Annotated in this window: 12 protein-coding genes; all 12 read left to right on the forward strand. The window is 62.5% G+C overall.

The genetic code is table 11. The annotated features are described in order from the left end of the window. The first annotated feature begins 18 nt into the window (after positions 1-18). The 12 genes from GV819_RS25015 (at position 19) to GV819_RS25070 (ending at position 12,689) form a co-directional block, all read left to right on the forward strand. Positions 19-1,338 (forward strand): DUF3426 domain-containing protein, encoded by a 1,320-nt coding sequence (locus tag GV819_RS25015; protein WP_161758724.1) that lies wholly within the window; start codon positions 19-21, stop codon positions 1,336-1,338. A 196-nt stretch (positions 1,339-1,534) separates the two neighbouring features. Then, positions 1,535-2,548 (forward strand): tRNA dihydrouridine synthase DusB, encoded by a 1,014-nt coding sequence (gene dusB, locus GV819_RS25020; protein WP_161758725.1) that lies wholly within the window; start codon positions 1,535-1,537, stop codon positions 2,546-2,548. Beyond that, complete coding sequence (gene fis, locus GV819_RS25025) at positions 2,545-2,865, forward strand: DNA-binding transcriptional regulator Fis (RefSeq protein WP_003186237.1); 321 nt, start codon at positions 2,545-2,547, stop codon at positions 2,863-2,865. Before dusB ends, fis begins: the two co-directional genes overlap by 4 nt. An 82-nt stretch (positions 2,866-2,947) precedes the next feature. Then, a complete protein-coding gene (purH, locus tag GV819_RS25030) occupies positions 2,948-4,555 on the forward strand; it encodes a bifunctional phosphoribosylaminoimidazolecarboxamide formyltransferase/IMP cyclohydrolase (RefSeq protein WP_161758726.1) in 1,608 nt (535 codons plus the stop codon). Between the two features lie 128 nt (positions 4,556-4,683). Further along, positions 4,684-5,973: a phosphoribosylamine--glycine ligase gene (purD, locus tag GV819_RS25035; protein WP_161758727.1), complete on the forward strand. Its 1,290-nt coding sequence runs from the start codon at positions 4,684-4,686 to the stop codon at positions 5,971-5,973. A gap of 99 nt (positions 5,974-6,072) precedes the next feature. After that, complete coding sequence (locus GV819_RS25040; RefSeq protein WP_161758728.1) at positions 6,073-8,859, forward strand: hybrid sensor histidine kinase/response regulator; 2,787 nt, start codon at positions 6,073-6,075, stop codon at positions 8,857-8,859. A gap of 63 nt (positions 8,860-8,922) precedes the next feature. Then, positions 8,923-9,519 (forward strand): MarC family protein, encoded by a 597-nt coding sequence (locus GV819_RS25045; protein ID WP_161758729.1) that lies wholly within the window; start codon positions 8,923-8,925, stop codon positions 9,517-9,519. 54 nt (positions 9,520-9,573) lie between these two features. Then, on the forward strand, positions 9,574-10,491 hold the full coding sequence (locus GV819_RS25050) for a hypothetical protein (protein ID WP_256667586.1): 918 nt from the start codon (positions 9,574-9,576) through the stop codon (positions 10,489-10,491). Continuing rightward, positions 10,491-11,180, forward strand: a complete 690-nt coding sequence (locus GV819_RS25055; protein WP_161758730.1) for a hypothetical protein — start codon at positions 10,491-10,493, stop codon at positions 11,178-11,180. The genes GV819_RS25050 and GV819_RS25055 overlap by 1 nt, the downstream gene beginning before the upstream one ends. Positions 11,181-11,223: 43 nt before the next feature. Then, on the forward strand, positions 11,224-11,676 hold the full coding sequence (locus tag GV819_RS25060) for a hypothetical protein (RefSeq protein WP_161758731.1): 453 nt from the start codon (positions 11,224-11,226) through the stop codon (positions 11,674-11,676). Between the two features lie 24 nt (positions 11,677-11,700). Beyond that, positions 11,701-12,246 (forward strand): CPCC family cysteine-rich protein, encoded by a 546-nt coding sequence (locus GV819_RS25065; protein WP_161758732.1) that lies wholly within the window; start codon positions 11,701-11,703, stop codon positions 12,244-12,246. Beyond that, on the forward strand, positions 12,243-12,689 hold the full coding sequence (locus GV819_RS25070) for an SMI1/KNR4 family protein (RefSeq protein WP_161758733.1): 447 nt from the start codon (positions 12,243-12,245) through the stop codon (positions 12,687-12,689). Before GV819_RS25065 ends, GV819_RS25070 begins: the two co-directional genes overlap by 4 nt. Positions 12,690-12,772: the final 83 nt, after the last annotated feature.

Here is a 12,772-nt window from a genome sequence, read left to right on the forward strand (position 1 = left end):
CATAATCCGGATGGCCGCATGACCGACAGTTTCGTCACCCAGTGCCCGCATTGCCAAACCAGGTTCCGTGTCAGCCATGCTCAATTGAGCGTGGCCCGCGGAGTGGTTCGCTGTGGCTCCTGCCTGCAGGTGTTCAACGCTGCTCGGCAGCTGCTTGAGCAACGCGCAGCCAAGGAAGGCGTAACGTCCAGGCCTGCCGCCAAACCGACCGCCGCGCCGGCAGCCACTGCGCCGCCGACACCGGCCCCGGAACCGGAACTGCAGCCCCCTCCGGCACCGATTCCAGCTGCGCCCCCCGTCCAACGCGCCATCAGTCAGAAGCAATGGTCGGCCGCCGAGATGGATCTGGACCACCTAGACCTCGACGAGGAACTGGCCAAGCTCGAACAGCGGGAAATCCAGCCAGCCAAGGCCTTCGGCCAGGAGCGCGAACACCAGGAAGAGAGCCTCAGCGCCCGCCGTGATCCATTGGACAGCGACGAAGCCCACTGGCCCGACGGCCTGTTCGGCAGTGCCGCCAAGAACGATAAACCCGAGCCTCTCGCCACCAAGACACCAGCATCCCAGGACGAAGCCAGCCAAGAGCCTGCCAGGTCCGGTCGTACCGAACCGTCGCTGTCTTTCAACCTGGCGGACCTGGATGACGAGCCGCAGGCACCGCGGTTGCGCCCGGATGATGACCTCGCTTCCCTGGACACCCACTCTCCTGCAGAGGCCATCGAGCACGACGACAAACCAGAGGCCACCGCCCCAGGCAAGAAACGCCGCGAGCGCAGTGAGCCCGGGGTTCAGGAAGACGTGCTGCTGGACCTGGTGGACGATCCGATCCATCTCGACTGGCAGAAACGTCGTTCACCCTGGGGACGACGCCTGCTCTGGATGCTGCTGATCCTGCTGGCTGCTGGCGGCCTGGTGGGTCAATACGTCGCCTACCACTTCGACGAACTGGCGCGCCAGGACCAGTACCGTCCGTGGTTCCAGGAGCTGTGCCCGGAGTTCGGCTGTACGGTACCGTCGCGCGTGGACATCGCCCGGATCAAGAGCAGCAATCTGGTGGTGCGCAGCCACCCGGAGTTCAGCGGAGCGCTGGTAGTGGATGCCATCATCTACAACCGTGCGCCCTTCTCCCAACCGTTCCCGTTGCTGGAACTGCGCTTCGCCGATCTCAATGGCCATCTGATTGCCAGCCGCAGCTTCAAACCCGGGGAATACCTGGGTGGCGACCTGCAAGATGTCGCGGAAATGCCGCCGCAGACACCGATCCACATTGCCCTCGACATTCTCGACCCCGGACCGAAAGCCGTGAACTACAGTCTGAGTTTCCACTCGCCTGAGTAAATCGGCTAGACGAGTTGATGGAAAACGCTGGATTGACGACAGTTTTATGACTGCGTCGCTCAGATTAATCCTGAGTCGATAACGGAAGAACTGTTCAGATTTTATCCAATTCAGCCTTTATCCGGTCATCGAGAGCGGGTATCATGCCAACCCTTTTTCGAACTCTCATGATCCGGCCCCACAACAGGGAAGTCCTATGTCGGCGGTACGCATCGGCCCATATACAGTGCACAACGGCTTGATTCTCGCCCCAATGGCGGGTGTCACCGACCAGCCCTTTCGTCAGCTTTGCAAGCAATTGGGCGCGGGCCTTGTAGTCTCGGAAATGGTCACCAGCGACATGAGCTTGTGGAACAGCCGTAAATCGCGGCTGCGCATGATCCACGAAGGCGATCCCGAGCCACGCTCGGTACAGATTGCCGGTGGTGATGCACAGATGCTGGCAGACGCCGCCCGCGCCAACGTCGAGTTGGGCGCACAAATAATTGATATCAACATGGGTTGCCCGGCGAAGAAGGTCTGCAACAAGGCCGCCGGCTCCGCTTTGCTGAAAGACGAAGCCCTGGTCAACGAGATTCTCCAGGCGGTGGTGGCCGCGGTGGATGTACCGGTCACCCTGAAGATCCGTACCGGCTGGGACCGGCAGAACAAGAATGGCCTGACGGTGGCGAAGATCGCCGAGCAGGCGGGCATCACGGCACTGGCGGTCCATGGTAGGACCCGGGCCGATCTGTACACCGGCGAGGCCGAGTACGACACCATCGCCGCGATCAAGCAGGCGGTGTCGATTCCGGTCTTTGCCAACGGCGACATCGACTCACCCGAAAAGGCCCGGCAGGTGTTGCACGCCACCGGTGTCGACGGGCTGTTGATCGGCCGGGCCGCCCAGGGGCGGCCATGGATTTTTCGTGAGATCGAACACTTCCTGCAGACCGGTGAAACCCTCCCGGCGCTGGAGCTGTTCGAAGTGGAACGTATTCTGCTAGAGCACCTGGCCGCGCTGCATGTCTTCTATGGGGATGTCATGGGCGTACGCATTGCGCGCAAGCATGTGGGCTGGTATCTCGCAACCCTGCCGGGCGCCAGGGAGTTTCGCGCCCACTTCAATCGTTTGGAAGATACGGAAGCACAATGCGCCAACGTTCGGGAGTTCTTTGCCGGGCGTTACAAGAGCCTGGAAGCAGGGGACGGAGAGGGGGTGGCCGCATGACGATGATGACCGAGACTTTAGTGAGTGGAACAACACCCGTGAGCGACAACGTGAATTTGAAACAGCACCTCAATACACCCAGCGAAGAAGGCCAGACCCTTCGCGGGAGTGTCGAGAAGGCGCTGCACAATTATTTCGCCCACCTTGAGGGCGCGGCCGTCACGGATGTGTACAACCTGGTGCTCTCCGAAGTCGAGGCTCCCTTGCTCGAAAGTGTGATGAACTACGTCAAGGGCAATCAGACCAAGGCCAGCGAACTCCTGGGTCTGAACCGAGGTACCCTGCGCAAGAAACTCAAGCAGTACGATTTGTTGTAAGCATTCAATCAAACCAGAAAGGCGCCCGCGTAAAAAACGGTCGCCTTTTTTGCTGACTCCTTTGCTTTTGATGGAAATTGAGATGACCGACCAGACTACCCGCCTGCCGATCCGCCGCGCCTTGATCAGTGTTTCCGACAAGACCGGGATCCTTGAATTCGCCAAGGAGCTGGAAGCCCTTGGTGTGGAGATCCTCTCCACCGGCGGGACCTTCAAACTGCTGCAGGACAACGGCGTGTCCGCAGTGGAAGTCGCGGATTACACCGGTTTCGCGGAAATGATGGATGGCCGGGTGAAGACCCTGCACCCGAAAATCCACGGCGGTATCCTTGGTCGTCGCGGTATCGACGACGCCATCATGAACGAACACGGGATCAAGCCGATCGATCTGGTCGCCGTCAACCTCTACCCGTTCGAAGCCACCATCTCCAAGCCGGGTTGCGACCTGCCGACCGCCATCGAGAACATCGACATTGGCGGCCCAACCATGGTCCGCTCGGCAGCCAAGAACCACAAAGACGTGGCCATCGTGGTCAACGCCAGCGACTACGCCAGCGTCCTGGAAAGCCTCAAGGCCGGTGGCCTGACCTACGCCCAGCGCTTCGACCTGATGCTCAAGGCCTTTGAACACACCGCGGCCTACGACGGCATGATCGCCAACTACATGGGCACCGTGAACCAGGCTGCCGAGACCCTGAGCACAGAAGGCCGCAGCGAGTTCCCGCGGACCTTCAACAGCCAGTTCATCAAGGCCCAGGAAATGCGCTACGGCGAGAACCCGCACCAGAGCGCGGCGTTCTACGTGGAAGCCAAGCCGGCCGAAGTCGGCATCGCCACCGCCACCCAGCTGCAAGGCAAGGAGCTGTCGTACAACAACGTGGCCGATACCGATGCCGCGCTGGAATGCGTCAAGAGCTTCGTCAAGCCGGCTTGCGTGATCGTCAAGCACGCCAACCCGTGCGGCGTTGCCGTCAGCCCGGACGCTGAAGGCGGCATCCGCCAGGCCTATGAGCTGGCTTACGCCACCGACACCGAATCGGCCTTCGGCGGCATCATCGCCTTCAACCGCGAGCTGGACGCAGCCACTGCCAAGGCGATCGTCGAACGTCAGTTCGTTGAAGTGATCATCGCCCCTTCCGTGACTGAAGAAGCCCGCGCCATTGTTGCCGCCAAAGCCAACGTGCGTTTGCTGGCCTGCGGTGAATGGTCGGCTGATCGCGCTGCCGCCTGGGACTACAAGCGCGTCAACGGCGGCCTGCTGGTACAGAGCCGCGATATCGGCATGATCAGCGCCGATGACCTGAAGGTGGTGACCAAGCGCGCACCTACCGAGCAGGAAATCCACGACCTGATCTTCGCCTGGAAAGTTGCCAAGTACGTCAAGTCCAACGCCATCGTCTACGCCAAGAACCGCCAGACCATCGGGGTCGGCGCCGGCCAGATGAGCCGCGTGAACTCCGCCCGGATCGCCGCCATCAAGGCCGAGCACGCCGGTCTGCAGGTAGCCGGTTCGGTAATGGCCTCCGACGCGTTCTTCCCGTTCCGCGACGGCCTGGACAACGCCGCCAAGGTCGGTATCACCGCGGTGATCCAGCCAGGCGGCTCGATGCGTGATGCCGAAGTGATTGCCGCTGCCGACGAAGCCGGCATCGCCATGGTCTTCACCGGCATGCGTCATTTCCGTCACTAAGCACTCGCCACAGTAGGAGCCGGCTTGCCGGCGAAAGCGGTCCCGCCCAACAAGCGAGGCGCCCCGATCGCCGGCAAGCCGGCTCCTACTTTTGCTTTCCTGAATTAGCGTCATCCGAGGTTTTTGAAATGAATGTACTGATCATTGGTAGCGGCGGTCGTGAACACGCCCTGGCCTGGAAAGTCGCTCAGGACCCACGGGTTCAGAAAGTGTTCGTCGCCCCGGGCAACGCCGGCACCGCCATCGAAGCCAAGTGCGAGAACGTCGCCATCGACGTCCTGGCCCTGGAACAGCTGGCAGATTTCGCTGAGAAAAACGTCTCCCTGACCATCGTTGGCCCGGAAGTGCCGCTGGTGGCCGGCGTGGTCGACCTGTTCCGCTCCCGTGGCCTGGACTGCTTCGGCCCGACCGCCGGCGCCGCGCAGCTGGAAGGCTCGAAGGCCTTCACCAAGGACTTCCTCGCGCGCCACAAGATCCCGACTGCCGACTATCAGAACTTCACCGAGATCGAGCCGGCCCTGGCCTACCTGCGGGAAAAAGGCGCGCCGATCGTGATCAAGGCCGATGGCCTGGCCGCCGGCAAAGGCGTGATCGTCGCCATGACCCTGGCCGAAGCCGAAGAGGCCGTGCGCGACATGCTGGCCGGCAATGCCTTCGGTGACGCCGGCTCGCGTGTGGTCATCGAGGAGTTCCTCGATGGCGAAGAAGCCAGCTTCATCGTCATGGTCGACGGCAAGAACGTGCTGCCCATGGCCACGAGCCAGGACCACAAGCGCGTCGGCGACGGCGACACTGGCCCCAATACCGGTGGCATGGGCGCTTACTCGCCAGCACCGGTGGTCACCTCAGAAGTACACCAACGGGTGATGGACCTGGTGATCTGGCCGACCGTGCGCGGCATGGCCGAAGAAGGCAACGTCTACACCGGTTTCCTCTATGCCGGGCTGATGATCGACAAGGCCGGTAACCCGAAGGTCATCGAGTTCAACTGCCGCTTCGGCGACCCAGAGACCCAGCCGGTCATGCTGCGCCTGCAATCGAGCCTGGTGCTGCTGGTGGAAGCCGCCCTGGCCCAGGCCCTGGACAAGGTCGAAGCGCAATGGGATCCACGCCCGAGCCTGGGTATCGTGCTGGCCGCTGGCGGCTATCCTGGTGACTACGCCAAGGGCGCAGCGATTACCGGTCTGGACGCCGCCGCTGAACTGGAAGGCAAAATCTTCCACGCCGGCACCGCGCTCAAGGACGGTCAGGTTGTAACCTCCGGCGGCCGGGTACTGTGTGCCACCGCCATGGGCGACAGCGTGGACGCAGCCCAGCAGCAAGCCTACCGCCTGGCGGCCAAGGTCGATTGGCAGGGCTGCTTCTACCGCAACGACATCGGCTACCGTGCCATTGCTCGCGAGCGTGGCCAGGAGTAAAGCCTGCCCTGACTCCGGCAAGGGCCTTGCGCCCTTGCCGGGCGGTCATTACGCCGCGCATAGTTATAATCAGGCATCAACCAATGAAGGGATTTCGCCGTGCGCTGGCTCAGGACTGCCCTAGGTCTCACTGTCACATTGCTGACTCTGCTCTGCTTGAATCCGGCCCTGGCCGCTCAAGGCAGTGGCTGGGCGGTTTTGCTCGACGAACAGGCCGACCTGCAACTCAGTGACATCCGCTCCCCACGCTACATCAACCAGTTCAGCCCGATCGAACTGGACAAGCTGACCGCCGCCGAGCCTGACGGCGCCCTGTGGTTACGCTTCAAGCTCCAACCAGGGACCCACGAGCAGATCCTGCGGATCTTCGCCCCCGACCTGTCCCACCTGAATCTCTACGTGCTCGACGGTGACAAGCTGATCGAGCAAGTGAACACCGGTTCCAGCCAGGCACAAACGGAAAAGCCCCTGCCCAGCAGAGACTTCATGCTGCCGCTGCCGCAAAGCGCCAAGCCGCTGGATGTGTATGTACGGCTAGTGTCCGAGCACGAACTGCGCCCCTACATCACCCTGCAATCGGCAGTGATGAGCGCCGCCAACCAGAGCCAGACGCTGATCTACGGCCTGCTCTTCGGCTGCCTGGCAATGCTGATCCTGCACAACCTCACACGCTTCGCCTACACCCGCTCTCGCAGCAGCTTGTGGCTGGCGGCCTGCGAGGGCCTGCTGACCCTCAGCCTGTTGATGCTGCTGAACCTGCTAGGCCCCTGGCTACCAGACTTGCAGCCGCTGCAGACCCCGGGAGCCTATGTGGCCCTGCTGCTGACTGCGCCCTGCGGGATGATGTTCGCCTACCGCTTTTTCGCCCCGCTGGGTCCGCACCCGCTGAATCGCCTGCTGCTGGGCAACATCCTGGTAATCGGCCTGTTCGGCCTGTTGCTGCTGTTTGTCAGCACCCTGCCGCTGAACATCATCACCTATGGCCTGGTGGCCCTGGCCGGCCTGAGCATGCTGTTCGTCGGCGGCTATCACTGGCACAAGGGCTATCGTCCGGCCCGCTTGTTCGTCGCCGCAATGGTGATCTTCAACCTCGGTACCCTGGTGATCCTCCCGGCCCTGCTGGGCCTGACCCTGGTCGCACCGCAAGGGCTGATCATCACCCTGATGAGTGTGGTGTGCATCGCCGGCCTGCTGATGAGCATTGCCCTGGGCGAACGCCAGCGCAACATCACCGAGAACCGCTTCAGCGTCAGCCGCGACCTCGCCGCCAGCACTGCCGAGGTCAATGCCAAGGCTGAATTCCTGGCCAAGATCAGCCACGAGATCCGCACCCCGATGAACGGCGTGTTGGGCATGACCGAACTGCTGCTGGGCACACCGCTGTCGGTCAAGCAGCGCGACTACGTGCAGACCATCCACAGCGCCGGCAACGAACTGCTGACCCTGATCAACGAGATCCTCGACATCTCCAAGCTGGAATCCGGGCAGATTGAACTGGACGACGTACAGTTCGACCTCAATGCCCTGATCGAAGACTGCCTGAGCATCTTCCGCGCCAAGGCCGAACAGCAGAATGTCGAACTGATCAGCTTCATCCAGCCCCAGGTGCCGCGGGTCATCAGCGGCGACCCGACGCGCCTGCGCCAGGCCCTGCTGAGCCTGTTGGAAAACGCCCTGAAGAAGACCGACGAGGGCGAAGTGCTGATCGTCGTCGCCCTCGACGAACGCAGCAGCAAGCCGCGCCTGCGCATTGCCGTGCAGGACAGCGGCCAGCCGATGGACGCCGAAGAGCGCGACGCCCTGCTGCACACCGAGCTGCACAGCAAGAACTTCCTCGCCACTACCCGCCTGGGAGGCAATCTCGGGCTGGTGATCGCGCGCCAGTTGATCCTGCTGATGCACGGCGAATTCGGCATCAAGAGCGGCGCTCAACAAGGCAGCACCCTGTGGCTGACCCTGCCCCTGGACGCCGAGCGCCTGGAGCAACCCACCGCCGATCTCGACGGCCCGCTGCAAGGCGCCCGGGTGCTGGTGGTTGATGACAACGACACCTGCCGCAAAGTCCTGGTGCAACAATGCAGTGCCTGGGGCCTGAACGTCAGCGCTGTGCCTTCGGGTAAGGAGGCGTTGGCACTGCTGCGGACCAAGGCCCATCTGCGGGACTATTTCGACGTGGTCCTGCTGGACCAGAACATGCCCGGCATGACCGGCATGCAACTGGCGGCGAAGATCAAGGAAGACCCGAGCCTGAACCACGACATCCTGTTGATCATGCTCACCGGCATCAGCAATGCGCCGAGCAAGGTGATTGCACGCAATGCCGGGATCAAGCGCATCCTCGCCAAGCCGGTGGCCGGCTATACCCTCAAGACCACCCTGGCCGACGAACTCAGTCAACGGGACAAGGCACCCGCCGCGCCCTACAACCTGCCCTTCAATACCCCGCCGAGCCCGGCGCCGGTCACTGTGCCCAGCGACTTCCGCATCCTGGTGGCCGAAGACAACAGCATCTCGACCAAGGTCATCCGCGGCATGCTCGGCAAGCTCAACCTGCAGCCCGACACCGCCAGTAACGGCGAAGAGGCCCTGCAGGCAATGAAAGCCCAGCGCTACGACCTGGTGCTGATGGATTGCGAAATGCCGGTGCTGGACGGGTTCTCCGCCACCCAGCAACTGCGGGCCTGGGAAGTCGGCAACCAACGGGTGCGCACCCCGGTGGTGGCCCTTACCGCGCACATCCTCGCCGAGCACAAGGAGCGCGCGCGCCAGGCCGGCATGGACGGGCACATGGCCAAGCCGGTGGAGCTCTCGCAACTGCGCGAACTGGTGGAACACTGGGTCACCCAGCGCGATCTGCGTGAGCGCAGCGCCGCACACACCAGTTGAGCCGACAGCCCGGGCGGCGCCTGTTAAACTCTGGCTCGCCCTCCTTAGTCGTGAGCTCCCACCATGCTCCACGTGCTGTTCAGCGTTTACCTGAAGATGCTGGTGCTCTATAGCCCATTCTTCGTGCTCTCGTGCTTCATCAGCCTGACCCGCGGCTATTCCCCCAAGGAGCGGCGGCGCCTGGCCTGGAAAGTCGCCTTGGCGACCCTGGTCTCCAGCATCCTGCTGTACCTGTTCGGCCGGGTGATCTTCAGTGTCTTCGGGATCACCGTGGATGCCTTCCGCATCGGCGCCGGCAGCGTGCTGTTCATCTCCGCCCTGGGCATGGCCCAGGGCAAGTCCGCGGTCCAGACCGACAACGTGCAGCAGGACGTGACCATCGTCCCGCTGACCATTCCCCTGACCGTGGGCCCCGGCACCATCGGTGCGCTGCTGGTGATGGGCGTCAGCCAGCCCCACTGGGACGACAAGCTCACCGCGATCCTGAGCATCGCCCTGGCCAGCTTTACCGTCGGCGTGGTGCTGTACCTGTCGAACCGCATCGAAGGCATTCTTGGCGAGCAAGGCTTGCAGATCGTCAGCCGCCTGATGGGGCTGTTCGTCTGTGCCCTGGCGGCGCAAATCATCTTTACCGGGGTTCGAGGGTATCTGGTGCCCTAGGCATCCGGGATGCCCCCAGCGCCCTTACATGGAATCACAGGCAACGGAATGCAGATGCCCCAAAGACCTCCCGGCAAGCACCGCTCCCGGATGCCGTGCTCAGCTCTGGCCTCCCTACGATTCCTGATCGACCAACGCCTGGGTTACCTGCTGGCATTGCTGGTATTGCTCGCGCAGCCGGCCATGGCGGCAGACCTGCCAAACGCAGAATCGAAGAAGCGCCTCGACTACCTCAGTGGCTACAGCGAGCAGTTTGGCGACTTCCACGTGTTTCGCGGCAGATCCTCCATCAGCACCTTGGAAATCACCTACAAAGGCCGGCCCTACCGGCCACTGAATGCCTGGCAGATCACCGATGTCAGGCCCACCGGCGCGATCCAGGGCGGCCAGCCGGTGCTGCTGGCGACCACTATCGAATGGATGGGCGTCGGCACGGTGGTGATTGCCGTGCAGAACGACACGCCGCTGGCCCGCATCCTCAGCCCGGTCAAAAGCGCGAGCGAACCCGACTGGGGCCAGCCGCAAGCAGGACGCAATGATCTGCTGCTGTTCCCCGAGGGCGCACGAGCCTTCGTGCCATCGACCGGGCAAGTGCTGTGGTTCGACAATCAACTGCCCGGCTGGGGTCTCTCGCACCACTCCATGCTGGTGTCAGTCGCGCCGGACAATCGCAGCGCCGCGTTCCTGGGCAAGGAAAGCTTGCTGCTCAGCTCGGTGGACCAGGGGGTCTATGCCCATTGGCCGATCAGCAAGGAGCTGAATGCGAGTCAGATCTGGCCGCTGTTCAAGGAGTCCTACGCCCGTGCCCGAAAAGCCCTGGAGCAAGGTCGGAGCATCGACGGGAGGCGCCTGCAACATGCCCTGGAAGTGGATTGGGTCGCGCAGAATTTCAGTTGGCAAAAGGTCCAAGGGGTCTGGCAACTCAAGGGCCTGGGCCTGACCTCCAGCCCTATCAAGGGGAGCAGAGAGTGATGCCGAACCTTCTACCTCGACCCTTTGCATGGTCCACCCAGCGCCTGCTGCAGCTGGTTGTCGTGGTGCTCCTGAGCGGTTGCGCCAACCATGGTGCCGAACGGCCCAGCGATATTCGCACCGAAGACGCCAAGACCACGCAAGCGGTCCTGGAACTTCAAGTGACCTTCGCCAAGGCACCCGACTACAAGCCCGATACCTCAGGCCCCTATGCGTCCAGCAAGTACGTGAAAATCGACGGCTACCCGAGCATCCAGATTCCGTTCTACCAGAAGGGCATCGGTTTCGAACTGGGAGTACTCGGCGACCCACGAGCGCTGCTGGCGTTGCCTTATCCCTCGCCCAAGAGCGATTCGGCCACCACCTCCCTGCGGGTCATGGGCCAGAAGCTGGACCCCACTCACTATCGCTTCCTGGTGTTGCCGCTGTCGGGCTGGAACAGCCTCAACAGCTTCGAGGTGGCCTTCGCCCACAACGGTCGGCAAGAAGCCATGACCTTCAGCTACAGCACCCAGGACGTGTGCGAGAACAGCTTCGCGGTGACCACCCCGACCTATGGTTTCGCCCTTTCCGTGGCCGCGCGCTTTCCTGGCAACGCCCGAGGTTGCCTGAAACCCTGCGATGCGCGCCCAGGGTATGCGGGGCATTGCGCCTACTACTCCGGTTTCTTGCTGGTACCGAGCCTGTAAGCAAAGCCGCCCGTGCCCTCCTGGAAGGATAAGGAACAACACAATGCCCTACAGCGCCGACGCTGCTTTCGTACAGGAGCAATGGCAGGACGAGTGCTTCCCACGGGGAAACGCCCTGATCCTGAACAGCGGTTTCTACTGCCTGTTCGACCTGCCCTACGCACATTCCCAACCGCTCAACAAAGTCTGGATTCCGGCCCTGGATTATCCCCGCCCGGATGAACCTGACTTCGTCACGCCCCTGGGATTTTCCGCCGACGGCCCGCAGCCTTTTTACGCCAAAGGCGGCGAGACTGCCGGCTATGGCGGCGACGGCTTCCTGGCATTGCAGGAAAAGGGCTCGGACAAACTGATCTGGTTGATTACCTTCCGGGACACCAACCCCTTCAGCCGGGTAGAAATCCACGACCAGCACATCCAAGCCGAGTCGACATCCGGGGTCAGGGTACGAATCCCCATCGAGCGGCCCGACCAGTTGACTCTGGTCTGGCCATAAACTGAACACCCAGGCCGAGTGCCCATGGAAAAACTTACCCGCCTCGCCGCCATCGACCGCTTGAGCCGACAGCGCCTGCTGTCCCTCTCTGCGCTAGAGCGCTACGACCAGCTCTTGAACAGGTGGAGCATCGATGACGGCGACCCTGAGTTCGCAACGCTCCCGGCAACCCTGCGCCAAGAACTGTTGCAGCATCAGGAGCCCCCCGAAAACGTGCAAGACCCGCACTATGACCCACTGATACTGCTCAACCTGCGCGCGGAATACCGCAGCGTCACCGCCCAGTACTTGACCCGCTGCCTGCTTGAAGCCGGCTGTGGCGAACACCAGGTCGACGAGCCAGTCGAGCCGCTGCTCGCCTGCCCTTGCTGCGGTTATCTGACCTTGGGCGCGCGCGGCGAGTATGAAATCTGTGACCTGTGCCACTGGGAAGATGACGGCAGCAATGCCGCCGATGCACTGAGCGGGCCGAACCACATGACCCTGCGCCAGGCTCGGGAACAATTCGCCCGAAGCCGGGATACTTTACCCTTGGACAAATGGCCACGGGCCAGCGAGAACGCCCGATGATTCCCAAGCAACTGATGGCATTGATCGAAGCCCAGCCAAACCCCAGGCCCCGCATCGAAACCGCCAAGGTGACCCACGCACTGAAGACGCTGGGCATTGCCCTGGACAGCGAGTTCGCGCAGATCTACCTGGCCTGCCACCCCGCCGACTTCGAAAGCCGGGCGAGCTACGAAGTGCTGATGGACATCGCCGAGCCCACCGAGCAGATCCTCATCGGCACTGAATTCATCCATGAAGTGTGGGAGCTGCCAAAGAACTTTATCGCCTTCACCTCATTGCAAGCCGAAGGCGGCTACTTGCTGGACAAGGACTCTGGCGGCGTCTGGGATTTTGGCCTCGAGAACTGGGAGGACTTTGTCGCCGGACGCATGCCGGCCAGGTGGGGCAGCTTCTTCGAGTTTGTCACCTGGCTGCTGTCAGCCGATGCTCCGGATGATGACTAGCCCCTCCGCCGTACCGTAGGAGTCGGCTTGCCGGCGAAGGCGACCGCCAGATCGCTATCGCCGGCAAGCGGCTTCCAGCAGGG

The sequence above is a fragment of the Pseudomonas sp. Fl5BN2 genome, assembly GCF_009908205.1.
Lineage (GTDB): Bacteria > Pseudomonadota > Gammaproteobacteria > Pseudomonadales > Pseudomonadaceae > Aquipseudomonas.

Coding starts and splice junctions, on each gene's coding strand:
- GV819_RS25015 (WP_161758724.1), top strand. CDS start 19: ATGACCGACAGTTTCGTCACCCAGTGCCCGCATTGCCAAACCAGGTTC.
- GV819_RS25055 (WP_161758730.1), top strand. CDS start 10,491: ATGCCGAACCTTCTACCTCGACCCTTTGCATGGTCCACCCAGCGCCTG.
- dusB (WP_161758725.1), top strand. CDS start 1,535: ATGTCGGCGGTACGCATCGGCCCATATACAGTGCACAACGGCTTGATT.
- GV819_RS25060 (WP_161758731.1), top strand. CDS start 11,224: ATGCCCTACAGCGCCGACGCTGCTTTCGTACAGGAGCAATGGCAGGAC.
- GV819_RS25065 (WP_161758732.1), top strand. CDS start 11,701: ATGGAAAAACTTACCCGCCTCGCCGCCATCGACCGCTTGAGCCGACAG.
- purD (WP_161758727.1), top strand. CDS start 4,684: ATGAATGTACTGATCATTGGTAGCGGCGGTCGTGAACACGCCCTGGCC.
- GV819_RS25045 (WP_161758729.1), top strand. CDS start 8,923: ATGCTCCACGTGCTGTTCAGCGTTTACCTGAAGATGCTGGTGCTCTAT.
- purH (WP_161758726.1), top strand. CDS start 2,948: ATGACCGACCAGACTACCCGCCTGCCGATCCGCCGCGCCTTGATCAGT.
- GV819_RS25050 (WP_256667586.1), top strand. CDS start 9,574: ATGCCCCAAAGACCTCCCGGCAAGCACCGCTCCCGGATGCCGTGCTCA.
- fis (WP_003186237.1), top strand. CDS start 2,545: ATGACGATGATGACCGAGACTTTAGTGAGTGGAACAACACCCGTGAGC.
- GV819_RS25070 (WP_161758733.1), top strand. CDS start 12,243: ATGATTCCCAAGCAACTGATGGCATTGATCGAAGCCCAGCCAAACCCC.